Below are 23,058 nucleotides of genomic sequence, written 5' to 3'. Positions count from 1 at the left end.
CCATTCGACGAATGACGAAAAAAAGACGCGTCTTCCTGACATCGCGGAGCCGCGGCGGCGGAGAGTACACTCGGCCCACTATTTTCCGCTCGATCGCCGCTGCCGGCGAGTGCCTGGCGACGCGGCCGGCTATCCCCGATGTGTGAGGACGATTGATGACCGACCAGACTTTGTCACGCATGAGCGATCGACTGGACGACTGGCGGCCCGACGACATGGCCTTCTGGGTGGACGGCGGCAAGCCGATCGCGATGCGCAACCTCGCGATCTCGGCCTTCGCATTGCTTCTCGCCTCCTGTGTCTGGATGGTGTGGAGCGCCGTCGTCGTGCACCTTCCAATCGTCGGCTTCTCATACACAACCACACAGCTTCTGTGGCTGACGGCCGCGCCGGGCCTTTCCGGAGCGGTCCTGCGCCTGGTCTACGCCTTCACCGTGCCGATCTTCGGCGGAAGGTTGTGGACGACGATCAGCACGGCGTCCCTGCTCATCCCGGCTCTGGGCATCGGCATCGCCGTGCAGCACCCGGAAACGCCCTACGGCGTGATGCTGGTGCTGGCGCTGCTGTGCGGATTCGGCGGTGGAAACTTCGCCTCCAGCATGGCCAACATCTCCTTCTTCTTCCCCAAGGAGCAGAAGGGCTGGGCGTTGGGCGTCAATGCCGGCATGGCCGACCTTGGCGTGGCGGTCGTGCAGTTCGCCGTTCCCCTGGTGATCGGCGGCGCATTGCTCGGCCCGCTCGGCGGCGGCCCACATGCCACGGCTGCGCTCGGCGCGCCGTTGGAAACCCATCAGGGCGTGTGGCTGCAGAACGCGGCCTTCATCTGGATCCCTTTCATTCTGCTGGCGACCGCGGCGGCTTGGTTCGGCATGAACGATATCGGCCATTCCCAGGCGTCCTTCGCCGAACAGGCGGTCATCTTCCGTCGCATGCACACCTGGATCAACGGGTGGCTCTACATCGGCAGCTTCGGCACCTTCATCGGCTTCGCGGCCACGTTCCCAATGCTGGTGAAGGCACAATTCCCCGGCATCGACCCGCTTGCCTACGCTTTCCTCGGACCGCTCGTCAGTTCGGCGGCGCGGTCGCTGTCGGGTGGCATGGCCGACCGGCTGGGCGGCGCACGCATCACCCTGTGGGCTTTCGTGATCCTGTTCCTCGCGGTGAGCACGATGACGATCTGCCTGAACAGCGGGATATTCTGGATGTTCCTGCTGAGTTCCATGCTGGTGTTCGCCACGGCCGGCGTCGCCTGCGCCTCGACCTATCAGATGGTGCCGATCGTCTTCCTGATCGACCGTATGCATGCATATGATCTGCAAGGCGATCTCGGCCGCGCGCGTGCGCTGAAGGAAGCGACGCTGGAGGCGGCGACCGCGCTGGGGTTCATCTCCGCGCTGGCGGCATTCGGTGCCTTCTATATTCCCGGCGTTTTCGGACTGTCGATCAGCCTGACCGGGTCGCCGGTCATGGCGATCCAGCTTTTCCTGATCTTCTATCTGTCCTGCATTGTCATCACCTGGATGTTCTACTGCCGGGCCGACGCGGGACTTCATTGCTGAGCGACACTGGCCATGGATGCACGACGCCCGCCGATCCGCCACGCCCTCAAAACCGACGCGGCGGCCGATAGCCCTGTTCTTCCGCGACCTCCGGCCCGCGTCGGAGTCCGACGGGCCGGGGCGGATGCCCCGCCCTCTTCTCGCTGCGCGGCGCCTGCAGGGTTGCCCGGCTTCGCGATGTTGAGCGGAACGATCGTCGAGGTCACCGACGAGTGGCTCCGCGTCCACCAGTCCTATCGGTTCGGCGACGCCGCGCCGATGAGCTACAGCCTGCGTTGGCCGATCCCGCCAGTCCGCGTCATCGGCTCCTTGCAGGCGGGACGGCACACGGAATTCCTTGCGCCGGACTGGCTGGTTCGGGACAAGCAGGCGGAAATCCATAAGCTGGCGCGCCATGCCGGGCAACGCCAATCGGTTTCGCCCGACGCCATAGCCTTCCTCTGACCCGTCCTGCCGGCAACAGCATCCGGTGGCACCCGCCATGGCAACCCGCGGCACCGGATCGCAACTATTGATCGAATGCGTCGAATTGTCGCCACCGCATGCAGGTTGCGAGGCGACGCATTATGCGGCATAAATCGGGAAAATAAAACTTCGCCTCGGCAGCCGTTATATATTCTTTTTCTATGCACATCGGGAGGAATACGAGGAACAACGGAATGTTTGAGCGGGAGAGGAACAGAATGGCCCCGATTTGTGGCGCACGCAAAAACAACAAAAATACTTTTAATCCTAATCTTCTCCGCCTTGAACCATTGCCGTCCGAAGGGCGGTGTACATGGTGAACAAGTGTGAGCAGCACCGGAAATTGGCGCTGGCAATACGTTTGATCAAGCGCAATCTCCGAACGTCAATCGTCGCGGTGCACACCAACCTCAGCGCGACACAGCTCCGCACGCTTTATCATGAGATTCATGGCCACGCTTCGGTGTCGGGCATGTTTCCGGAATCCGACCGGCTCTTCGCGACCCACCAGCGTGCGCTGGAGGCGTCGATCATCCTGACCGCCTATCTGAACTGCGCCGGCGCCGACGCGTTGCGCAGGATCGACATCGAGGCGCTGCTGCGCGCACATGACTTCTATATGGACGTGCGGCAGGAATGCACGGGTCTGAACCAGTCAGCCATCGACCTGACCATGGCCTGGATTCTCGCCCGCGACCTGCGCTCCTGTGTTGTCGACCTACGGACCTGCCCCTGCGGCATCCGCTTCGCCGTGCATGAACAGCAGCGCATCCAGGCGCATTGCCCGGTTTGCGGGTTGCCGCCGCTCTCCACCGCCAACGCTGCGGCTCACAGCTTCACGCCACCGGTGCCGGCCGACGCCGGCCACCTGACCGACCGCTTCTGCTGACCAACCCTCCACAAAAGCCTGGCGTCATTCCGATGCGTCACCAGGCACCGGAATGACGCCAGCAGATCACTGCTCCAGCCGCAAGTTGGTGAGCTGCGACCCGATGCTCTGGAACACACTCTTGAGCTGGTCGGGGCTCGGCGTGTCCCAATAGTAGCTGGGCTGTGATGCGCAATTCCGGTAGAGCGCCTGGGTGTTGGCGTTCGTCTGTCCGATGGTGATGGTGTAGATGGTGATGCCGGGCTTTGGTTTGCCGTCGGCATCGAGAACGCCGGGGTTCTTCAGCTTCTCGCACAGGCGGGCCATGCGCTTGTTGATCTCGGACGTCGATTCGGAAAAGGACTTGGTGCCGAGGCGCCCTTCATCGATGCGGCCATAGGCTGTGTAATCGCCGGTCGGCGGCTTGGAATGGTCGAACCAGCTATTCTCGCCGTCGGTGACCAGAACAATCGCCTTGCTCATTTCCGGAGAACCGTAGTCGAGCGGCATCCCCTTCGGCGTCGGGCTTCCCCACAGCCCCTGCCAGCGCGGCGACACGGTGAACCACCCCGCCTGAAGGCCGAGGTTCGCCATGGTGCCGCCACGGTTCACCGGCTGAAGCGTCGCGATCTTGTTCAGCAGGTCCTGCTTCACGTTGGTCAGCGGCAGGACCGGAAAACCGCAGCCGAGGTTCGGTCCGGTCCGGTCGTTGCTGTTCGTGTAGGTTCCGGTGTCGGTGATCGTCGGCCAATCATTGTCGCCGCCGCCCTTGCCGTTGTTCATGCTTTTGGTCGAGGGATAAAGGAACCGCTTGAACCCGGCCACCATGGGCGGGGAGTCATCCTCGTCGTAGGGGCTCGGCCGCGCTTCGACGCAGCCGCGCCAGGTGGACGGCGAATAGGCGCCGGTGGACGGGCCGCTCAGCGTCATCCAATCCCCGTGGCCGGTGCCAAGATTGACCTCGGCCGAATAGGGGACGACGGAGATCCACAGCTTCTGGGTATCGGTCTGGTTGCCGAACAGGATATTCACCAGCGAGGTCGCCGCATCACGCAGCTTGCCGATGCGGTTGTCGGTCGCCATCGATCCGGTGACATCGAGCACGAGAGCCAGTTCCAACCCGCCGGACATCTGGCGCCGCACACGGTTTTCAACCGTGATGGGCAGGGTGTCGATGCCCAACATCCGGATCAGGGTGGTCGGAACCCGCACGCTGGACTTCACCGATACGGTTTGCCGGTCGGCGCTGATGGTGACCTCGGGGTCCGGAATCGGGGTGTCGAGGTAGGTCGTCGGAATGTTGGCGCGAAAATACTGGATCGCGTCCGCCTGGACGTTGGTCGTATCGAGCACCCTGCCCCCGGCCAGTGCCCCGGCGTCGATGGCCGACGACAAGCGTTGTCGCACGAGATAGCCGCGCCCCATGTCGACCGACAGGCCGATGGCCCCGATCAGCGGAACGACCATCGCGGCGACCATCACGGCGGTGGCGCCACGCCGGTCGTCCAGACAGCCGCGCAACGCGGAGAGCAGGTGCTGGGCGGCCGCACCGGCACGCCGCCTGCGAACAGCGGTCTTCTTCATGTCACGGGTCCAGTATGGTCAGGTCGCCGAAACGGGGGCGGGATACGGCTTGGCTGTAGACCGGCACGCCGGAGGGATCGCCGCCGAACAGGCTGCCGCTCAGCACGGTCGGCTGATAGGTGTGGAAGACCTCGACGAAGACGGCGCTGTCCCCGCTGCGAATCGAGAAGGCGGTGGGCAGGGTGGCCGCTCCGCCGACAGCCGAACCGATGCGGCTGGTCCAGGAGGAACTGCCCGAGCGCTGCTGCCACGCCACCTTGCTGCCGCCGCTTCCCGAATTGGCAACCGAGGTAACGATCACCGCCCCCACCTTGTCGATGTCGAGCGGCTGGGCGACCTGCCGCGCCGCCTCGAACAGCATGCCGACCTCGTCGCCGCGCTGGACCGTCATGCCCTGGCGCAGCCGCTTGAACTGGGTGGCGATCTTCGCCGTCTCGCTGGCGGCGCGCGCGATCTTGCCCACCGCCGAAACATGCTGGCCGAAATCCACCGCGGCGACGAGCAGAAGAACGAATGCCAAAGCGATTCCCGCCACTTCGATGGTGACGAGCCCGCTGCGGTTTCGGGCGAGACGGCCCGGCAGTTGGCCCATGCGCCCCTCCTTGCTAGAACGGTTCGTTGCGGACGACGACGCGGGATTCGTAGTGGTAGGTCGGGTCGTCGAGCAGGCTGGCGGCGAGGCCGGTCAACGGCTTCCCCGTGTACTGCACCAGGTAGGCGACCGTCTGGCCGCTCGTCCCGGCGCCGGCGGCCCCACGGTCCGCATCCCAGACTCCATTCCCGTTGACGTCGGTGAAGGGCTCCCCGGGATCCCACCGTCCGTTGCCGTTGATGTCGCTGTAGGGTTCCGGCTTGCCGACGCTGCCGGCGTCCTGGTAGGCGAGCAGGCTGACGGTGAGCTTTGCCGGGTCGACGAAACCGAAGGTCGTGTTGACCATGATCTTCCGAAGCTGCTGGTCGCGCGTCGAGCCGGCCGGCGGCGGCGCGCCGGTCAGCCCGGCGCGTGCCGCCTCGCGCGTGCCGATGTCCAACGCCACCCGCACCGCAAGCATGAAGCTCACCTCGATGACGATCACCACGATCAAAAGGACGATCGGGGCGCCGATGGCGAATTCCACCACGGTGACTCCCGCCGCGTCTTCGGCCAGGGATTTTCTGCGCAGCATGGCGCCACTCCTCAGGTCCCGCTCGCGTTTACCGCGCGGGCGATGGCGGCGTGGCCGTCGGCCTGCTTGTCGAGCGACCGCAGCATGGCGTAGTAGGCGAGGTTCTCCTTCACCGCTTCGGGGCTCAGGTCCATCCTCGCGACCTCCGCCGCGGCATCCATCCGGCCGGACATGCCGAGCGCCAGGGCCAAGTTCTGCCGGACGCGCTCCTGCCCGGCCGAGCGCTCGGCGCTCAGCTCGCGGAACAGGGGGATGGCCTGCTCCTTGTCGCCGGCCAGCAGCATCGACAGCGCCAGATTGTTGCGGGCGCCGCGGTTGCCGGGCTGGAGCGCCTGCACCTGCCGGTACAGGACGCGGGCCTCCTCCGGTTTTCCCATCAGGTCGAGCGCGACGCCCTTGCCGTTGAGCGCGGCGGCATGCTGCGGCGCGGCGGCGAGCGCCCCGTCGAAGGCGGCCAGGGCCTCCCCCGGCAGGTTGCGCGCAAGGTCGACGCGGCCGATGCCGACTTGCGCGTCGGGATTGCCGGCGTCGAGCCGCAGCGCCGCCTGATAGGCGGCGATCGCCTCGTCGAAGGCGCGCCCTTCGTAGAGCGCATCACCGAGACCGAGCAGCGGCAGCGGCGAGGTCGGGTGGGCGGCGACGATCTGGCGGTAGAGAGTGATCGCCGCCTGATTGTCGCCGCCGTTGCGCGTGGCCTCGGCGATGCGCAGGCCGGTCGCCAGTTCCGGGGACGGCTTCGCCGACGCCATGCCGGCCAACTGGCCGAGGCCGGAGGGGTGGGAGCAGGCGCCCAGCATCAACGGAAGGGCGAGCAGAATGGCGAAGTGCAGGGAGACGGTGCGCATGCTCGTCAGAGCCCCTTCATGATGTCGATGAATGCCGGCCCGGCCACGACGATGAGGACGGCCGGCATGATGAGGACCATCAGCGGCAGGCTGATCAGCGCCGGAATGCGCGCAGCCCGCTCCTCCAGCGCCAGGATCCGGGCGCTGCGTTCTTCCCTGGCCAGCGTGCGCAACGCCTGGGTCAACGGTGTTCCATAGCGTTGCGCCTGGAGCAGCGTGACCACGAGGCTGCGGATCGCCGGCACGTTCGTGCGCTCCACCAGATTGTCGAGCGCTTCGCGGCGGTCGGAGAGCAGTTGCATCTCGTTCGCCGTCACCGCGAGCTCGTCGGCCAGATCGGGGAAGAAGCGGGCGATTTCGCGCCCCACCCGCTGGATCGAAACGTCCAGGCCATAACCGGCGTTGGCGCAGATGATGAGGAGGTCCAGCGCATCGGGCAGCGCCGCTTCGATGGCGGTGCGCCTTGTCCGGCCCCGCCGCTGGAGCGCGGCCTCCGGCACCAGCCCGCCGACGAAGCCGGAGAAGACCGTCGCGGCCAGCGCCATCATCGGTGCGATCTCTGTTTGCAGGACCAGTTGCGCGCTCCCGGCGAGCAGCGCCCCCGCCCCGAAACCGAGCAGTTTCGCCGCGACGAAGAGCGCCACGCTTTCCTTCCCGCGGATGCCGGCGCGGACGAGCAGCCGGCGGATGTCCTCCTGGTCCTTCTTCCTGACCAGCGGCAGGCGGGCGGACAGCAGCATGACCCGCCGCAGCAGGGCGATGCCGGACAAGCGCCGCGGCTTCGCCGCCGCAGCCGTACTGTTCCGGCTCATTGCCCTCTGTTCCGATGCCTGCCGGACGACGCCGAGAAGACGGGCGCGGAAGCGATCCCGTTCGCGGTCGACGACGGCGGCGAGCGCCAGCAGGACCGCCGTCAGGACGAGCCCGCCGGACAGGACCAGACACTGCAATGCGGACAGAGCGCTCATTCCGGACTCCGGGTCATGCGGGCGATGACGAGCAGGCCAAGGCCGAGCGCAACGCTGGCGGCGAGGAGCATCCGGTTGCCGGTCGGGTCGTCGATCAGCTTCCGCGCGTAATTCGGATTCAGGACAAAGAGCCCGAAGCCGGCGACGAACGGGATGGCGGCGACGATCTTGGCGGACACCCGCCCCTCCGCGGTCAGCGCCCGCTGCTTGCGCCGCAGATCCTTGCGGCGGCGCAGGATGTCGCTGAGGTTCTGCAGAGTCTCGGCCAGCTGCCCGCCGGTCTCCCTCTGGATCATCAGGCAGATGACGAAGAAGTCGAAGTCGGGCAGGCGAACGCGCTCCGCCGTGCGGTCCAGCGCTTCCTTCAGGTCGATGCCGATGGCGACGGAGTCGGACAGTCGCTTGAACTCGCCACGCACCGGTTCCTGCACCTCCTGCCCGACCAGCGTCATCGCTGCGGTCACCGGAATGCCGGCGCGCACGCTGCGCACGATCAGGTCGATGGCGTCGGGCAGCCCTTCCAGGAACTCCCGGCGGCGTCGGGCGACGAGGCTGTGCAGGGTCATCCGCCCGGCGACCGGAGCCGCGGCCACTGCCAGCGCCAACGCGACCAAAACGGAGATATTGAAAACCTGCGTCAGCAGCAGGAACCCGGCAACCGCCACGCCCAGCGCGACCGCAGCCGCACCAAGCAATGGCCGCTGTCCGCCGGCCGGTGCCATGCGGAACTCAAGACGCTCCGACCAGGGAATGGCCCGTCGCCACCATGGCACGATCTTCTCGGTCCGCAATTCCTCTCGGGCCGCGCTCAGCGCCTGGCGCTCCCGCCACATCTGCGGCACATCGCCGATGGCCGCCGCCAGGCGCCGCTGCCGCCGCGCCGCCGCGCCGCCGCCGGACAGGCCACGCAGCAACAGAAGCGTGACGAGCATGCCCGAGCCCAGCAACAGCAGTCCGATGGCGAAGAAGGGGGAGGAGCCGGCCATGGCGGTCACCTCATCGCGGCGAGCAGAGTGTCTTCCAGACCGTAATAGGCGGCGCGCACGCTGAATTGCGGGCGCACGCCGCTGGTCTCGAAACGGCCGGTCACCGCCTCGCCGCCGCCTTGCACAAAAGTGAAGAGTTCCTGGGTGGTGATGACGTCGCCTTCCATGCCGACCACCTCCACCACCTGCTGGATGCGGCGCACGCCGTCGCGCATGCGCTCCACCTGCACAATCAGGTTCACCGCGCTGGCGATCTGGGCCCGGATCGTCTGGAGCGGCAGGTTGCCGTTCGCCATCATCACCATGCTTTCCAGACGGCTGAGCGCGTCACGCGGACGGTTCGCGTGGATCGTCGACATCGACCCGTCATGGCCGGTGTTCATCGCCTGGAGCAGGTCGAACGCCTCGCCGCCGCGCACCTCGCCGATGATGATGCGGTCGGGGCGCATGCGCAGCGCGTTCTTGACGAGGTCGCGCTGCGTGATCTCGCCAGTGCCCTCGATGCTGGCCGGGCGGGTCTCCAGGCGGACGACATGCGGCTGCTGGAGCTGCAGTTCCGCCGCGTCCTCGATGGTGACGATCCGTTCGGCGGGATCGATGACGCGGGACAGCGCGTTGAGCAGCGTCGTCTTGCCGCTGCCCGTGCCGCCGGAGACCAGCACGTTCAGCCGGCAAGCGGTCGCGACCTCCAGCATGCGGCCGAGCGGGGCGGACAGGTTCCCTTGCAAAACCATGTCGGCGATGGCGACGCGCCGGCGGTTGAATTTCCGGATGGAGATGCTGGGACCGTCAAGCGCCAGCGGTGGCAGGATGACGTTGACGCGGCTGCCGTCCTGCAGCCGGGCATCGACCATCGGGCTCGATTCGTCCACGCGCCGCCCCACCGAACTGGCGATGCGCTGAGCGACGTTGATGACGTGGGCGTCGTCGCGGAACCGCAGGCCGGTCAGTTCCAGCTTGCCTCGGCGCTCGACATAAATCTGGTTGCAGCCGTTGACCAGGATATCGGTCACGCCGTCGTCGGCAAGCAGCGGCTCGATGGGGCCGATGCCGAGCATGTCGTCGAGAAGCATGTCGATCACCCGATCCTGGTCGATGGCACTGATCGGGATGCGCTCCGCGGAGCAGATATCGCCGACCAGTCCGGTCAACTCGCGGCGCAGGGAGTCGCGCCCGGCCATGCCGGCGACCGGATTCTGCAATTTCTCCAGCACGCGCTCACGGATGCGCGGAAGGACGTCGGCGCTGCGGGAGTCCTCCGCCGCGGCGCGGTTCGCGGGAATGCGCGCCGGTGCACAGGGAGGGGCACCCGGCGGAAGCAGCCCCACCAGCTGATGGGACAGGATATCCGGCACGGCTTCGGCGATCTTGCGTCCGAACATGGGCTCAACTCCAGAACATGCGCTTGAAGGAATTCGGGATCATTGACCGCTTGCCCGACAGGTCGTTGGAGACGTCGAGCAGCATGTCGGTGATCGCGCCATGCTCGGTGGCCAGCGGAATGCCACCATTCTCGGCGGCAAGCGCCTTACGGTCGAAGGGGATCTCGTAGTCGATGCGCCGGCCGATCGCCTTCTCGAATTCATCGCGCGAGACGATGCCCTTGGCCGGTGGGCATCGGTGGTTCAGGATGACCAGCGCACGTTTGCCGATATCGTCGCGTCCGGTCATCCGCAGGACGCGCACCGTCTCCCGCACCGAAGGCAGCGTGGGGTCGGCGATGATGATGCGGACATGGGCGAGGCTGAGGAAATGCTGATAGAGCGGGCCGTAGCGCCGCGGCACGTCCAGCATGACGTAGTGGAAGCGCTGCGTCAGCAAGGTGGCGATCTGCTGGATCGCGGAGGGGGCGAGCGACGGTTCGTCCTCCAGCTCCTCATGCCCGGTGAGCAGGAACAGCCGGTCGCTGCACTGCTGCATGATGCGGTCGAGGAACAGGTCGTCGACGCGGTCGATGTTCTGCAACGCTTCGGACAGCCCGCCGCCGGGCTCCGCGCCCAGCATCAGGGACAGGCTGCTCGCCTGCAAATCGAGGTCGACCAGCGCCACCTTGCGGCCGGACCGGTGGGACAGCAGCCAAGCGAGGTTGACCAGAAGGGTTGAGGCCCCCACCCCGCCCCGCGCGCCGGTGACCGCGATCACCTTGCCGGTGCGGCTGCGCGGCTTCACCGCGGCCGGGCCGGACCGCATGGCGATGGTTCGCCGCAACAGCTCGGTGGTGATCGGCTTGGCGACATAATCGGCCACGCCCGCGTTCATGAGGTCGCGGAACAGGCCGATGTCGTTGCTCTCGCCCAGAACGATGACGGTCACGCTCGGCTCGCAGACATCGGCCAGGGCCTCGATGTCGGACATCGGCATGGCGGAGGCGCTGATGTCGACGATCAGAAGCTTGGGCGACGGTGACGTGCGCAGATGGCCGATGGCGTCCTGGACGGTGCCGCGGCGGACGACCGTGAAGGTCATCACCTCCTCGTCCACCAGATCACGAATGGTCCGTTCGGTGTCCGGCTCGGTGACGAAGGCGACCAGCTCCGGGTTCCGGGAGGCGCCGGTCTCGGCGGATGCGCGGGCGAAGATCGACATCGGCCCCCTCCTACTGCTGCGACGCGCCGGTGAGCACCGTGCTGGAGGCTTTCAGCGGCGTGACCTTGTTGGTTTTGTAGCGGTCGACCGCAGCTTCCTGCGCCGCCCCGTCGGCCGGCCCCAACCGGCGTGGCGCCGCGAGGTCGCCCGGATCGGCCAGCATGACGGCGAGATTGTTGGCGTTGGCGCAGCCGAAGTTGCTGGACGGCCGGAAGCTGTTGTCGTCCATCACGGTGCGGCGCCAGTCCGGGCAACGCGGCGGAACGGCGGCGTAGAGCTCCGCCGTCACGGCGATGCCGCGGAGCGCACCGGCGTCGACGCCCGGCTGCCGGGCGACGGTGATGTTCGCGGGATCGACACCGAAGCCGGCAAGCGCGCGGACCACCGGAACCGCCTGATGCTGCTCGGCGCCGGCGGGCAGCGCGATGGTGACGCGGGTCCGCGGCGGCTCCCCCAGCTCCTCGATCAGCCGGCGCAGTTGCGCCGTGTCGGCGGGAGCCAGCCGGCTGCGGGTGGCCGGCAACCAGGCGGCGCTCTCGGCACGCTCAACCGTCACGTCGCGGGGCGTGTCGGCCGGTGTCCACAACGCTTCCACCGGTGTGCAGGCGCCGGCCAGCAGCGTCAGCGCGAGAAGGACTGCTTGACGAAGCGGGCGTTGCGGGAAATGGTCATTCATGGCCCGTCTCCTCAATAGATGAAGCCAGCGGCACCGTTCAGCCGGGCACCGCCGGGACCGACCGGACCACCCGATCCGGGGGCGGGGCTTTCCTTGGCGAGGCGGCGGGCAAACAGGCGTTCCAGTTCGCTGGTCGGCCGCAGACCGTCGAGCGGGGTTTGCAGCGCGCCGGGCCCCGCCGGATTGACCAGATAGGGGGTGACGATCACCACCAGCTCGCTCTCGTTCTTGCGGAAGCGGGTGGAGGAGAACAGCGGGCCGAGCACCGGCAAATCGCCGAGCAGCGGAAATTTGGTGACCGCGTCGCGGATGTTGTTCTGCAACAGGCCGGCAATGGCGAAGCTTTCTCCGCTGCCCAGTTCCACCGTGGTCTCCACCCGGCGCACCGAAAGTCCGGGAATCTGGATGGAGCCGATGGTGACGGCACCGGCTTCCGACAGCTCGCTGACTTCCGGGCGGACGGTCAGGCTGATGCGTTCGGGCGACAGCACCGTCGGCGTGAAGTTGAGCCCGATGCCGAACTGCTTGAAGACGACGGAAACGCGGTTGTTCTCCTCGGCGACCGGAATGGGGAATTCGCCGCCGGCGAGGAAGCTCGCCGTCTGGCCGGACGCCGCGGTGAGGTTCGGCTCAGCCAGAATGGTCACCATGCCCTCGGCGTCCAGTGCGTCGATGACGGCCGTCAGGTTCACGCGGTTGCTGGAATAGTTGGAGACCAGGGAACCCGCGTTCTCCGCCGACCGCTGGAAGACGTCCCGGCCGTAGTTGGTGTCGAACTTCATGAAGTCCCGCCCGGTGATCAGGCGGAAGGCGAAGGCGCCCGGATTGAGCAGGGAATCCCAGTGGATGCCGAACTGGTTGTCCGTGTTGCGGGCCATTTCCGCAACGCGGACGCGCAGATGGACCTGGGTGGGAACCGTGACCTTGAGCTGGTTGACCACCGTCTCGCCTTGTCCGACATAGCCCTTGGCCAGCGCCATGATCGCCTCGGCGTCCTGGGGCGTGGAGACGGCGCCGCCGACGACCAGCCGGCCCGGTGACGACGTGAGGGAGATGCGGTAGGCGGGGAATTCCGCCCGCAGCTGGTCGGTGAACTGCGCAGTGTTGTGAACCACCACGATGTCGCGCTGCACCAGCAGCTTGTCCCCGGCCCCCAGCGCGTAGAGCGTCGTCCGTCCGGCCTTCTTGGCGACGACGAAAACGCTGCGCTCCGTCGGCGACTGGATGTCGGCGATGTCCGGGCTGGCGATGAAAAGGCTCGTGGCGGGTTCGCCCAGACGGACCAGGGTGCCGCTTCCGACCGCCAGTTCCATGGCGCCGCGCGTCGCGCGTTCCGCGGTGTGCCCCTGGGCCGCCGCGATCCGCGGAGCGAGGAGGAAGCCAACCACAAGAGCGGACAGGCACAGGAGGAGAGGGAGTTTGGCCGTGCGAACCGGCTCGCACGGAGCTGGCAGGGGCATGGTGGGTTTCCTGGGGCAGCGGGTTGGCGTCAGTAGGATTGCCGGACGAGTTCGGTGCCACGGATGACGGCGAGGCGGGGGCGTTCGTTGGTCTTGCGGTCGCCGCTCGGGCCGGTGAGCGCGGCCGACACGTCCGACGCCCAGACCGGCTCGGCCGCCGTCGGCGCGACCGCCTCGCCCGCCGGGGCGATGCTGTGCAGGCTGAGCGTGAGATGGCCGAGTTCCGCGGCGACGGCGACCTTTTCGGCCTGCCGGGCGCCGACCTCCAGAGTCACGGTGGTGGCCACCTTGCGACCGTTCCCGGCGTTGGTGCGGTCCTTGGCGGCCTCCTCGACCCGCTGGTCGACGGCGATGACGCGCACCCTCTCCAGGACCGTTTCGCCGACCAGCCGGCGGGCCGGATTGTCCTGTTCGTTGGGCAGGGCCTGCGTCAGGATCAGGTCCACCAAGTCTCCGGGAGAGATCAGGCCGGCGGCACCCGACACCTCGGTCACCGCGACGGAGATCGCGCGCATGCCCGGTGACAGGACGGCGGCCAGGAAGCCGCGCTCGCCGGGAGCGATCAGGCGGGAGCGCATCAACGGCTCCCCGGCGGCGATGCGGTGGCGGACCATGGCGCCGATGCTCGGGTCCTTGTCGCTGCCGGACAGAATATGCTCTTCCAGCACGGCGCTTTGCGGCCAATCCTGCCAGCGCACGTCGGAATCCTGGATGAAGGTGCCGGGCGCCAGGTCGTGCGCGGCGACCCGCAGCTTCGCCAGCGCCGGCGGAGCGGGTGCCGCCGCCGCAGGCGGCGGCTGGGTGCCGGGAAGGGCCAGCAGGATCGCCCCGCTGCCGAACAGCGCAAGGGCGGCGAGGGAAAGGAGAATGGTGCGCGGAGCCATGCGTCACATCCCGGTGGAGCCGAAGGGGTAGAGGATGGACAGACCACCCGCCGCGATGGCGATGCCGTAAGGCAGGCCGGCCTCGCCGAGCGGAAGAGCATCGACGTTACGGGTTCGCAGCAGCGTTTCCAGCCACAGCCTGGCCTTGGCCGTTCCCGAACAGGGGAAGAAGAGGGTCAGGGTGTCGGCGGCTCGCCGTGCCATGACGCGCGCCAACGCCACAATCGCCAGAACGCCGCCCGTCAGCACCGTGACGAGCAGCAGCGCGGGAAGCTGCTCCCAACCGGACCACAGCGCCGCCGCCGTCAGAAGCTTGACGTCGCCACCGCCCATCTTCCCCCCTGCGAAGAGGATCAGCAGGGGAACGAAGACGAGGACGGCGCCGGCCACCGACGACAGGGGCGGGTACGCCGATGGATCGGCGATGGCCGCCGCGGCGAACAGCAGGCCCAGAAAGGCCGGTATCCAGTTCGGAATGATCCGGGTCCGGAAATCGGAGATGGCCGCCGCCATGAACAACATGGCCGCGCCACCGGAAAGTAGCGTCTTCATCGCTGCTGGCTCCGAACCGATCGTTTTGAGCCTTGTCGAAATCTTCCGCACAACGGCTGCCGGACACCGGAAGCGCCCGGCAGCCGCCTGAACGGGACGATGATGTCACCTTACTTCGAAATGCTGATCGACGTGCCGGCGAGTGCATCCCCGATATCTTTGAATTTCTTGTTGATGGCGCTGCCGAGCGAAGTGAAACCCGCCGTCGCGGCGAAAGCCACCAGTGCAGCCAGCACGCCATACTCGATCGCGGTCACGCCGTCTTCGTTCGCGATCAAAGATGCAAAGAGAGTGCGCATGCCTTTATTCCCCGTATAGGTTTCGGTCATCTTCGATGACTTGATCTCCGCATACAGCGGTCGATGTCCATTTGGTTACCGAAATATCATCGGTCAGGCAACTGCGTGAAAAACGCATCACAATTGATGCAGATCAATTGCGCAATTTTCCGTGAAAGGATTTTAATCTTATTACCGAAGGCTCGAAACGAAATGACAAGGCGATCATGTCGGGATCACCGCCCATTACCCCGAAATTGCGGACTATGCGAATAATTGTGTTAACGGTGGGTGCCAGGGTGCGACATATTTACATGCCGCGGCTGCCCAGCCCGCTATCATGTCCTGAACACGCGATTTCCGGAAAACGGCCTTGAGCCTTACGCGCCCTGGCACCGCGACGCACCGGTGGGACATTGTCCGCTGGGTGGCTCTCGTCAGTTCGCCGCAGCGAGGCTCCGCTTACGGGCGCGGGTCTCGTTCAGCATCAACTGCACCCGGACCGGCAGGACTCTTGCCATCAGGTCGGGGACCGCCGCGACTTGACCGGTGGGCTTCAGCTGGTCCGTCGTGCAATCGACGACGGCGTCGATGAAAGCCAGAAGACGATACCAGTCCTCGTCCTCAAGCACCGCGGCATAGGCCGCGAGCGCCCGCTGACGGCAGAGATCACCCAGCTCGGGGGATGGCATCAGAGGCATCACACCGGCGAGGACCGAGCCGGCCACCGGCCAGTCCGCCAGCAGCCGTTCCATCAACTCGTCGCTGTCGATCCGACGGATACCCCACGCGCCGCAGTCGCTGCACATGACGGCTGCACCGTCCACCGGTTCCGGAAGAACTCGGGAGGGAGTAAACGAACGGGCCATGAAAACCACCGACCACCCGAGATGAAACCTGACAAAGATTAGCCGGCAGCTTATGGGAGACTGGTATCCCTGTAAAGACAGCCTGATCGTAAACAGCAGCGTAAAGCGGCTATATCTTAAAAATCCACGGCCCGCCAGCTATGGTTACTAGATGGTAAAAATAATTACAACGGCAAATTACATTGTAATGAACTCACACATTCGCCCATTGTGGGATGGATCTTGCGAAGCGGGTTATCTGCGACAATTTGGACGGCACTTTCGGGCGACTGGCTTGTAAGATTTGGGATGGCACGTTAAGACATGTTGCCACTCCCCAAGACAGGCGGACATTGCGAGTGCGGCGATGGCAATCGATTTCCAGCAAGACATCTACGAACTCAATCTTCATTACCTCATGGTCCTGCAACGGGTTGCGCAGAACGACGTCGCCGAAGCGGCGATGCGGTTCGGGATTGACGCCAGGACGGCCGAAGCCGTATGCGATGCCTCGATTCGGGAGTTGCAGACCGTCGCATCGGGCGTGGTGGCCATGATTTCGGCGCGGCCGCTGCTCCAGGAACTCACCTCGCGCAACCCGGTGGACCGGGCGGACCGTCTGCGTGCGGGTGCGATTCTGCGTTCGATTTCGACACCGGATCGCTGACCGCGGCCCCTGGAGCGGGAGATTGTCTTTCTGGAGAAAGGTGCGCCCAGGTCGACAGCGGCGCTCCCCCTGGCGATCCGTTACAGCTAGAGCGGATTGCCGGGCATCTGAATCGGGGATTCCCCTGGACGGGTAGGTGTGATTCAAGGTTTGGAATGGTTGGAGAAGGCCGGTCTGGATGGCGAAAGCACTGTCGGTCGATCTTCGTCGGCGTGTGTTGGAGGTGACCTGCTCCCCGGAAACTCCTCCACGCTGAGTTAGAGTCCGTCGAGCAAGGAGACGGACATGCAGAAGAGCCGGTTCAGCGAGGAACAGATCATCGGGATCCTGCGCGAGCAGGAGGCCGGCAGGCCGACGGCGGAGGTCTGTCGCTAGCACGGCGTCAGCGAGGCGACGTTCTTCCGGTGGAAAGCGAAGTACGGCGGGTTGGAGGTGTCGGAAGCCAAGCGGCTGAAAACGCAGGAGGACGAGAACGTCCGCCTGAAGCGTCTGCTCGCCGAAGCGATGCTCGACAACGCGGTGCTCAAGGATCTGGCCGCAAAAAAATGGTGACGCCCGCGGCTCGACGAGCGGCTGTGGCCCATGCGCAGGCGGTGCATGGGATCAGCCAGCGGCGGGCGTGCGCCATTCTCGGCGTGGACCGCTCATCGGTCCGCTACCGCTCCCGGCGTAGGCCCATCCGCATTCCCGGTGCAGCGGCATGGCTGGAGCGCCGCTGTTCAAGCGGCTTCGAGAACGCGAAGGCGCAGCAGGTCGAATCCGCCACGGCCGTTCATGGTGCGCTTGGTCATCTTCAGTTTGCTGATCTGCCCCTCCACCGGCCCGGTGCTCCACGGCAAGGTCAACCCCGCACGCACCGCCGCCAGATCACGCTTGATGCTCTTGGCAAAACCGGCCAGGGCCGTGTCATCGGCCGCCGCGAGCCAGCCGTCCAAGTTGCCGCCCTGTTTGCCGCGCACTATGGCCCGGAAGGCCCGCCCCGCCTCGATGGTCCGTGTCAGCTTGGGCGCTCCAGAAATCAGGGCCGCGACGAAAGCCCGCTCGGTCGCATCGATCTCCCCGTCATCCGCTACCACCAACCATGCCGCCCGGCGGCGTGACGGTGTCCGCCACGATGCCGCCGCTCCGGATGGCGCTACGGGGATCCTCTGTCGTCGCGGCTGTGCCCAGTCCCGGACGACGCTCCGCTGCCCGGTGAAGCCGAGGGCCCGGATCTCCCGCCACAGCCGGGCGGCGTTGTGGCAGCCCTCGTCCCAGCGCCGGGACAGATGATCGGTGAGCGGGATCAGCACGCTGCCTTTGGCCGGCTGATCCCACGACGGCGGCTGGCCGGCGTGCAGCCAAACCCGAACCGTCTTGCGGTCGAGGTCGAGCGTTTGGGCAATGCGCGTCTGGGACCAGCCGCGGGCGCTCAGCGCCGCCGCCTCTTCGTATTGGGCGAGCCGTGCAGTTCGGGTCGCCGTCCGGCGTTGTTCCCTGCGGGTTGCCGGTCGGGGTTCGCGAACCGGCAGCACCGTCGGCTTGTCGCCGGTCGCGGCCGGCGCAGTGGCCTGTTCGGCGGCGGTCCGAAGGTCTCGCTGGTGACCGGTGAGCACCTGGCCCAGCGCATCGCCAAGATTGCGCAGGAGATGCCACCGGTCCGCCACCTGGATGGCTTTGGGGGCACCTTGGCGGATGCCGTCGGCGTAGGCGCCGGCGCGATCTCGGGCGACGACCGTCACACCAGGGTGCGCCTTCAACCACGCAGCCACCGTGTCGGCCTGGCGATCGGGCAGCAAGTCGATGGGGCGGCTGCGCTCCAGATCCACGATGATGGTGCCGTAGCGCTTGCCGCGGCGCCATGCCCAGTCGTCAATGCCGATGATCCGCGGCGCCGGCACTTCCGGAACGGGCTCCGCGCGGATCAGGCGCAGCAGCGTGTCGCCACTGACCGGCATGGCGAGCCGGGTGGACAACCGAGCGCCGGGCTCGCCGCCCGTGCGCAAGGCGATGGTGCGTTGTGCCTCGGCGAGCCGGCGGGTGCGCCGGACCCGGGGCGCCGCCACGGTAGGCAGGCGTTCGGCGAAGATGCGGCGGGGACAGTCCGCTGTCGCGCACCGGAAGCGGCGGACCCGCAGATGGAGTTCGCCCACCCGGCCCTGCCAGGGCAAGTCGCCCAGACGGCGGCTGTACAGGCTGTGGACACAGAAGGAAGGGCGGCGGCACAGCGGACAAGCCGCCTTTGCGGCACGCACATGGGCCGTAACGGCCACGCGATCCGTCTCAACAGAAACCCGGTCGACGACAAGGCCAGCCGGGAGCAACGAAAGCAGCGATTTGGACAAGGGAACAGGTGCTCTGGAGGGGGGAAACCGTTCCCTCTATGTGCTCATCCTCGCTCCGATCTGCATCGGGAATGCGGATGGGTCACTTCATTCGGCCTTTACAGAGGTTGGGGTTTCCTCGGAAATCCGCTGGGTGGTCCGTGCGCGAACACGCGGTGACCTGACGCCGGACAAGCGCGGTGGCAATGTCCGCTCGCATCGGATCGACGAGCACCGGGACCTCATCCTGGGTTGGATCGAAGAGAGGTCCGAATGCGTTCGCGGGAGGGCCGGTTGATGTCCAGTCCTGCGCCGCGGCCGAGCAGATGCAGCGTGCCATCGACGGCGCCTTGACGGCCTTCATCGCGTCGATCGACGCCCTGCGGCAGGAGGAGAGGCTCCTCGCCGCGGAGCAGCACACCACTGCGCTGGCAGCCCTGCAAAGCGAAAGCGCGGCTTGCCGGAGCGAACTGCACACCCTGACGGCCGAGATCGCTGAACAGGAGCAGGGCTATGAGGATCTGGCGCAGGAGCATGACAGGATCACGGAAGACCGCAATCAGCTGGCGGTGAAGGTCGCCCAGCAGGGCGCGGCGCTGACCCGCATGTCCGCAGAGATCAAGGATTGGCAGCGTCAGGCGGCGGACGCGCAAGCCGCTGTGGAGACCGTAAACCGCCTTCTATCGGAAGAAAAGGCTGCCCACCTGCGCTCCTCGCTGCAGCTCGACCAGCTGCGTTCTGAACTGACCGCCAAGCATCAGATGGAGCAGGCGTTGGACGAAGCGCGCCGCGAGAATGCCCGCCTGCGGGGGCGACTGGAGGTTCTGGAACCGTTGGCGGCAACGCTCGCGGCATCAGCCCATCGTGAAGCAAGTGGCAAGGTGAAGCCCGCCAAGCAGGGCTCGTTGGGGCTGCCGGCCACGGACGCGCCGCCCGACTCCTGACCGCACCGATGACCGGGTTGGCGTCGGCGACGCCGATCTGCCGCTGTGTTTCCGCTTCTGCCACCATCGGACCATATCGTTATGGCCGCTCACACCGTGGACTTTCCACCCGTGCCCCACACCACCGACTCCAACGCCGCGACGACGGCGCCCACTGTCCGGCCGCCCCAGCAGGAGCAGCGGACCGTTCCGATCGAGAAGCTGCTCGGATTGGCCCGCATTCTGGCGCGCCATGAGATGCGCCGGCGGCCGTCCCAGGCCGGCTTCATGACGTTCGCTGCCGGCCTCGCCCTTGTTCTTCTCGCCGCTCTGACCGCGTTCTCCCTGAAGGCCCTGCGATGACCGTCCTCCACCGGCAGCGCGTCGCCCTGATCAACCCTCAGGAAAGGCGGGAGATTGTCGAAGTCCCCGAGCTGCGCATCATCGACGACGTTCTGTGGAACCGCGTCAAGGCGCGACAGGAGGCGGTTGCCACCGAGATCGATCGGGATGACCAGGGCAACGCTCTCAACCGTGTGCATCGGCGGCGCTTCCTTCTGTCCGGCGTGCTGGTGTGCGGCGTCTGCCGCGTCTGCTACACCATCATGGGCAGGGACCGTTACGACTGCGCCGGGCACCGGAATTCCGGCACCTGCCCGAACGACCGCACCATCACCCGGCAAGCGATCGAGGGCCGTGTTCTTGCCGGGCTGAAGGAGCGCCTGCTCGGCGCCGACGTGGTCGCCGCCTTTATTGAGGAAATGGTCGTGGCGCAACGGCGTGATCAGGCCGAAGCCCGGAACCGGCGCGGCGACCAGGAGCGCGCCCTCGCGAGCATCGACCGGAAGATCGCGTCGATCCTGGAGGCAGTGGAGAACGGGATGTACAGCCCGTCCCTGAAAGAGCGGCTGTCCGCCCTGGAGGCCGAAGCGCGCCACGCTCGCCGCCGAGATCGACGCCCTGGGGACGGAGGCGCCGGAGATGCTGCTGCCGGCCAACCTGCCGGAGCTGTACCGGCGGAAGATCGCGGAGCTCGAGTCCGTGCTCGGCGACGGCGACGAGGGGATGGCCGCGATGGAGATGATCCGGTCCATGGTCGACCGTGTCGTGCTGACCCCCTGCCCCTCGGGCGCCGGGCTGGAGGCGCAGCTTCATGGCGACCTGCTGGCAATCCTGAAGGCGTGCGCCGAGGCGGACCCGAAACGCCAACAGCCCGCCTCGTTGGAGGCGGGCTGTCAACTGTCGGTGGTTGCGGGGGCAGGATTTGAACCTGCGACCTTCAGGTTATGAGCCTGACGAGCTACCGGGCTGCTCCACCCCGCGGGTGTTCCTGGGCCAGGGACCGTGTGCGACGATTGTCAAGCGTGTGTGAAACCGTGTCCGTCCAAGCCCTTGGATGGTATGGCGTGTGCCGTGGTGACCTGGCGGCGACCTACTCTCCCACGTCTTAAGACGCAGTACCATCGGCGCTGAGGCGTTTCACGGCCGAGTTCGGAATGGGATCGGGTGTTGGGAGCCTCGCCATGACCACCAGGTCACCAAGGCACACGCGAACCATCCGGACAGGGACGGCAGAGGGTTTCGTTTGAGCGAGGACGTTTGCTCTTGTTCTTGCGGTGTTGGCTCGTGCGTCCAGGGCTTGCCGCTGCGCGCGGGCCGCCTGCTGGGAAGGATCAAGCCGATCGAGCGATTAGTAAGGCTCAGCTTCAGGCGTTGCCGCCCGTCCACATGCCTCCTATCGACGTGATGGTCTGTCACGGCTCTCAAGGGAGTTCTGGTTTTGAGGTGGGTTTCCCGCTTAGATGCTTTCAGCGGTTATCCCGTCCATACTTAGCTACCCGGCCATGCCACTGGCGTGACAACCGGTGCACCAGAGGTATGTCCATCCCGGTCCTCTCGTACTAGGGACAGATCCTCGCAAAACTCCGACACCCACGGCAGATAGGGACCGAACTGTCTCACGACGTTCTAAACCCAGCTCACGTACCACTTTAATCGGCGAACAGCCGAACCCTTGGGACCTGCTCCAGCCCCAGGATGTGATGAGCCGACATCGAGGTGCCAAACGACTCCGTCGATATGGACTCTTGGGAGTCATCAGCCTGTTATCCCCGGCGTACCTTTTATCCGTTGAGCGATGGCCCGTCCACATGGAACCACCGGATCACTATGGCCGACTTTCGTCTCTGCTCGACTTGTCTGTCTTGCAGTCAGGCGGGCTTATGCCATTGCACTCGTCGAGCGATTTCCGACCGCTCTGAGCCCACCATCGCGCGCCTCCGTTACACTTTGGGAGGCGACCGCCCCAGTCAAACTACCCGCCATGCAGGGTCCCGGCTCCGGATCAACGGAGCGCGGTTAGATGCCAGAGACCTCAAGGGTGGTATTTCAAGGATGGCTCCACCCGAGCTGGCGCCCGGGCTTCCTAGCCTCCCACCTATCCTACACATGAGATCCCTAGCACCACTGCAAAGCTGTAGTAAAGGTGCACGGGGTCTTTCCGTCTGACCGCGGGTACTCCGCATCTTCACGGAGAGTTCAATTTCGCTGAGTTGGTGTTGGAGACAGCGGGGAAGTCGTTACGCCATTCGTGCAGGTCGGAACTTACCCGACAAGGAATTTCGCTACCTTAGGACCGTTATAGTTACGGCCGCCGTTTACCGGGGCTTCAATTCGGAGCGTGAACCCCTCCTCTTAACCTTCCGGCACCGGGCAGGCGTCAGACCCTATACGTCGCCTTGTACGGCTTCGCAGAGCCCTGTGTTTTTAGTAAACAGTCGCCACCCCCTGGTCTGTGCCCCCCGCCATGGCTTGCGCCACAACGGGGCCCTCTTCTTCCGAAGTTACGAGGGCAATTTGCCGAGTTCCTTCAACACCATTCTCTCAAGCGCCTGGGTATACTCTACCAGTCCACCTGTGTCGGTTTGGGGTACGGTCTGATGCGGGGGCTGTTTCCTGGAACGGGTCCCCAGCCGGGCCAATCCGATAAGGCCCGACACGCTTTCCCATTCGTCACACACCCGCTGGCCCACGAATATTAACGTGGTTCCCATCGACTACGCCTTTCGGCCTCGCCTTAGGGGCCGGCTCACCCTGCGTGGATTAACCTTGCGCAGGAACCCTTGGACTTTCGGCGACAGTGTTTCTCACACTGTTTGTCGCTACTCATGTCAGCATTCTCACTTCCGATACCTCCAGGCGGCCTCACGGACACCCTTCGCAGGCTTACGGAACGCTCCGCTACCACGTGTCAAAGACACATCCGCAGCTTCGGTACACGGCTTGAGCCCCGATACATTTTCGGCGCAGGCCGGCTTAACTAGACCAGTGAGCTATTACGCTTTCTTTAAAGGATGGCTGCTTCTAAGCCAACCTCCTGGTTGTCATGGCCTTCCCACATCCTTTCCCACTTAGCCGTGATTTGGGGACCTTAGCTG

General features: G+C 65.8%; 22 protein-coding genes, 1 tRNA gene, 2 rRNA genes and 1 pseudogene (1 of these 26 only partly in view). 8 read left to right on the top strand and 18 right to left on the bottom strand.

Features of this window, described 5'->3' with window-relative positions; all coding sequences use genetic code 11:
• Positions 1-155 precede the first annotated feature (155 nt).
• The 3 genes from ACWPN5_RS24710 (at position 156) to ACWPN5_RS24700 (ending at position 2,916) form a co-directional block, all read left to right on the top strand.
• Positions 156-1,562: an MFS transporter gene (locus ACWPN5_RS24710; protein WP_211101712.1), complete on the top strand. Its 1,407-nt coding sequence runs from the start codon at positions 156-158 to the stop codon at positions 1,560-1,562.
• 162 nt (positions 1,563-1,724) lie between these two features.
• Positions 1,725-2,006 (top strand): hypothetical protein, encoded by a 282-nt coding sequence (locus ACWPN5_RS24705; protein ID WP_145690165.1) that lies wholly within the window; start codon positions 1,725-1,727, stop codon positions 2,004-2,006.
• A gap of 334 nt (positions 2,007-2,340) precedes the next feature.
• On the top strand, positions 2,341-2,916 hold the full coding sequence (locus tag ACWPN5_RS24700) for a FlhC family transcriptional regulator (protein ID WP_137142505.1): 576 nt from the start codon (positions 2,341-2,343) through the stop codon (positions 2,914-2,916).
• 66 nt (positions 2,917-2,982) lie between these two features.
• Here the strand turns inward: ACWPN5_RS24700 and ACWPN5_RS24695 are convergent, their stop codons facing one another.
• The 14 genes from ACWPN5_RS24695 to ACWPN5_RS24630 form a co-directional block, all read right to left on the bottom strand.
• Positions 2,983-4,479 carry a pilus assembly protein TadG-related protein gene (locus tag ACWPN5_RS24695; RefSeq protein WP_492297920.1) on the bottom strand — a complete coding sequence of 499 codons (1,497 nt, stop codon included), beginning with the start codon at positions 4,477-4,479 and terminating at the stop codon, positions 2,983-2,985.
• Position 4,480: 1 nt separating this feature from the next.
• Positions 4,481-5,071, bottom strand: a complete 591-nt coding sequence (locus ACWPN5_RS24690; protein ID WP_200478300.1) for a TadE/TadG family type IV pilus assembly protein — start codon at positions 5,069-5,071, stop codon at positions 4,481-4,483.
• A 13-nt stretch (positions 5,072-5,084) separates the two neighbouring features.
• Positions 5,085-5,645, bottom strand: coding sequence for a TadE/TadG family type IV pilus assembly protein (locus ACWPN5_RS24685; RefSeq protein WP_492297918.1), 561 nt, complete (start codon positions 5,643-5,645; stop codon positions 5,085-5,087).
• A gap of 11 nt (positions 5,646-5,656) precedes the next feature.
• On the bottom strand, positions 5,657-6,490 hold the full coding sequence (locus ACWPN5_RS24680) for a tetratricopeptide repeat protein (protein ID WP_145690161.1): 834 nt from the start codon (positions 6,488-6,490) through the stop codon (positions 5,657-5,659).
• A 5-nt stretch (positions 6,491-6,495) separates the two neighbouring features.
• Positions 6,496-7,458 (bottom strand): type II secretion system F family protein, encoded by a 963-nt coding sequence (locus tag ACWPN5_RS24675; protein ID WP_492297917.1) that lies wholly within the window; start codon positions 7,456-7,458, stop codon positions 6,496-6,498.
• Positions 7,455-8,444 carry a type II secretion system F family protein gene (locus tag ACWPN5_RS24670; protein WP_200478296.1) on the bottom strand — a complete coding sequence of 330 codons (990 nt, stop codon included), beginning with the start codon at positions 8,442-8,444 and terminating at the stop codon, positions 7,455-7,457. Before ACWPN5_RS24670 ends, ACWPN5_RS24675 begins: the two co-directional genes overlap by 4 nt.
• A gap of 5 nt (positions 8,445-8,449) precedes the next feature.
• Positions 8,450-9,826, bottom strand: a complete 1,377-nt coding sequence (locus ACWPN5_RS24665; protein ID WP_200478295.1) for a TadA family conjugal transfer-associated ATPase — start codon at positions 9,824-9,826, stop codon at positions 8,450-8,452.
• 4 nt (positions 9,827-9,830) lie between these two features.
• A complete protein-coding gene (locus ACWPN5_RS24660) occupies positions 9,831-11,030 on the bottom strand; it encodes a CpaE/TadZ family protein (RefSeq protein ID WP_492297915.1) in 1,200 nt (399 codons plus the stop codon).
• Positions 11,031-11,040: 10 nt separating this feature from the next.
• On the bottom strand, positions 11,041-11,706 hold the full coding sequence (locus ACWPN5_RS24655) for a CpaD family pilus assembly lipoprotein (protein WP_492297913.1): 666 nt from the start codon (positions 11,704-11,706) through the stop codon (positions 11,041-11,043).
• An 11-nt stretch (positions 11,707-11,717) separates the two neighbouring features.
• Positions 11,718-13,166: a type II and III secretion system protein family protein gene (locus ACWPN5_RS24650; RefSeq protein WP_492297911.1), complete on the bottom strand. Its 1,449-nt coding sequence runs from the start codon at positions 13,164-13,166 to the stop codon at positions 11,718-11,720.
• 29 nt (positions 13,167-13,195) lie between these two features.
• The gene (cpaB, locus tag ACWPN5_RS24645) at positions 13,196-14,050 is read right to left on the bottom strand and encodes a Flp pilus assembly protein CpaB (protein WP_492297909.1); all 855 of its coding nucleotides are present in this window, start codon (positions 14,048-14,050) and stop codon (positions 13,196-13,198) included.
• Between the two features lie 3 nt (positions 14,051-14,053).
• Positions 14,054-14,602 (bottom strand): A24 family peptidase, encoded by a 549-nt coding sequence (locus ACWPN5_RS24640; protein WP_492297908.1) that lies wholly within the window; start codon positions 14,600-14,602, stop codon positions 14,054-14,056.
• A 110-nt stretch (positions 14,603-14,712) separates the two neighbouring features.
• Positions 14,713-14,931 carry a Flp family type IVb pilin gene (locus ACWPN5_RS24635; protein WP_492297906.1) on the bottom strand — a complete coding sequence of 73 codons (219 nt, stop codon included), beginning with the start codon at positions 14,929-14,931 and terminating at the stop codon, positions 14,713-14,715.
• Between the two features lie 386 nt (positions 14,932-15,317).
• A complete protein-coding gene (locus ACWPN5_RS24630) occupies positions 15,318-15,749 on the bottom strand; it encodes a hypothetical protein (protein WP_492297905.1) in 432 nt (143 codons plus the stop codon).
• Between the two features lie 346 nt (positions 15,750-16,095).
• Here ACWPN5_RS24630 and ACWPN5_RS24625 point away from each other — a divergent pair, with 346 nt between their 5' ends.
• Together ACWPN5_RS24625 and ACWPN5_RS24620 are read left to right on the top strand one after the other, a co-directional pair.
• Positions 16,096-16,395: a flagellar transcriptional regulator FlhD gene (locus ACWPN5_RS24625; protein ID WP_492297903.1), complete on the top strand. Its 300-nt coding sequence runs from the start codon at positions 16,096-16,098 to the stop codon at positions 16,393-16,395.
• A gap of 285 nt (positions 16,396-16,680) precedes the next feature.
• Positions 16,681-17,072, top strand: a pseudogene (locus ACWPN5_RS24620) (transposase); the annotation flags it as partial.
• 42 nt (positions 17,073-17,114) lie between these two features.
• Here the strand turns inward: ACWPN5_RS24620 and ACWPN5_RS24615 are convergent.
• Entirely contained in the window at positions 17,115-18,719 is a 1,605-nt protein-coding gene (locus ACWPN5_RS24615) for an ISL3 family transposase (RefSeq protein ID WP_492297902.1), read from the bottom strand.
• 305 nt (positions 18,720-19,024) lie between these two features.
• Between ACWPN5_RS24615 and ACWPN5_RS24610 the strand changes: the two genes are divergently transcribed.
• The 3 genes from ACWPN5_RS24610 to ACWPN5_RS24600 all read left to right on the top strand — a co-directional run bounded on the left by ACWPN5_RS24610 (position 19,025) and on the right by ACWPN5_RS24600 (position 20,889).
• A complete protein-coding gene (locus ACWPN5_RS24610; RefSeq protein ID WP_492297900.1) occupies positions 19,025-19,642 on the top strand; it encodes a hypothetical protein in 618 nt (205 codons plus the stop codon).
• A gap of 111 nt (positions 19,643-19,753) precedes the next feature.
• Entirely contained in the window at positions 19,754-19,984 is a 231-nt protein-coding gene (locus ACWPN5_RS24605) for a hypothetical protein (RefSeq protein ID WP_492297898.1), read from the top strand.
• The gene (locus ACWPN5_RS24600; protein WP_492297897.1) at positions 19,981-20,889 is read left to right on the top strand and encodes a recombinase zinc ribbon domain-containing protein; all 909 of its coding nucleotides are present in this window, start codon (positions 19,981-19,983) and stop codon (positions 20,887-20,889) included. The genes ACWPN5_RS24605 and ACWPN5_RS24600 overlap by 4 nt, the downstream gene beginning before the upstream one ends.
• Here ACWPN5_RS24600 and ACWPN5_RS24595 read toward each other — a convergent pair.
• The 3 genes from ACWPN5_RS24595 to ACWPN5_RS24585 all read right to left on the bottom strand — a co-directional run.
• Positions 20,868-20,944, bottom strand: a tRNA-Met gene (locus ACWPN5_RS24595). The genes ACWPN5_RS24600 and ACWPN5_RS24595 overlap by 22 nt on opposite strands.
• A 96-nt stretch (positions 20,945-21,040) precedes the next feature.
• Positions 21,041-21,156, bottom strand: a 5S ribosomal RNA gene (gene rrf, locus ACWPN5_RS24590).
• Between the two features lie 134 nt (positions 21,157-21,290).
• Positions 21,291-23,058, bottom strand: a 23S ribosomal RNA gene (locus ACWPN5_RS24585); it runs 977 nt beyond the window's last position.

Source organism: Azospirillum sp. UENF 211521, from assembly GCF_058780535.1.
Note: the sequence above shows the minus strand (reverse complement) of the source record. Positions and strands in the feature narration are given on the sequence as shown.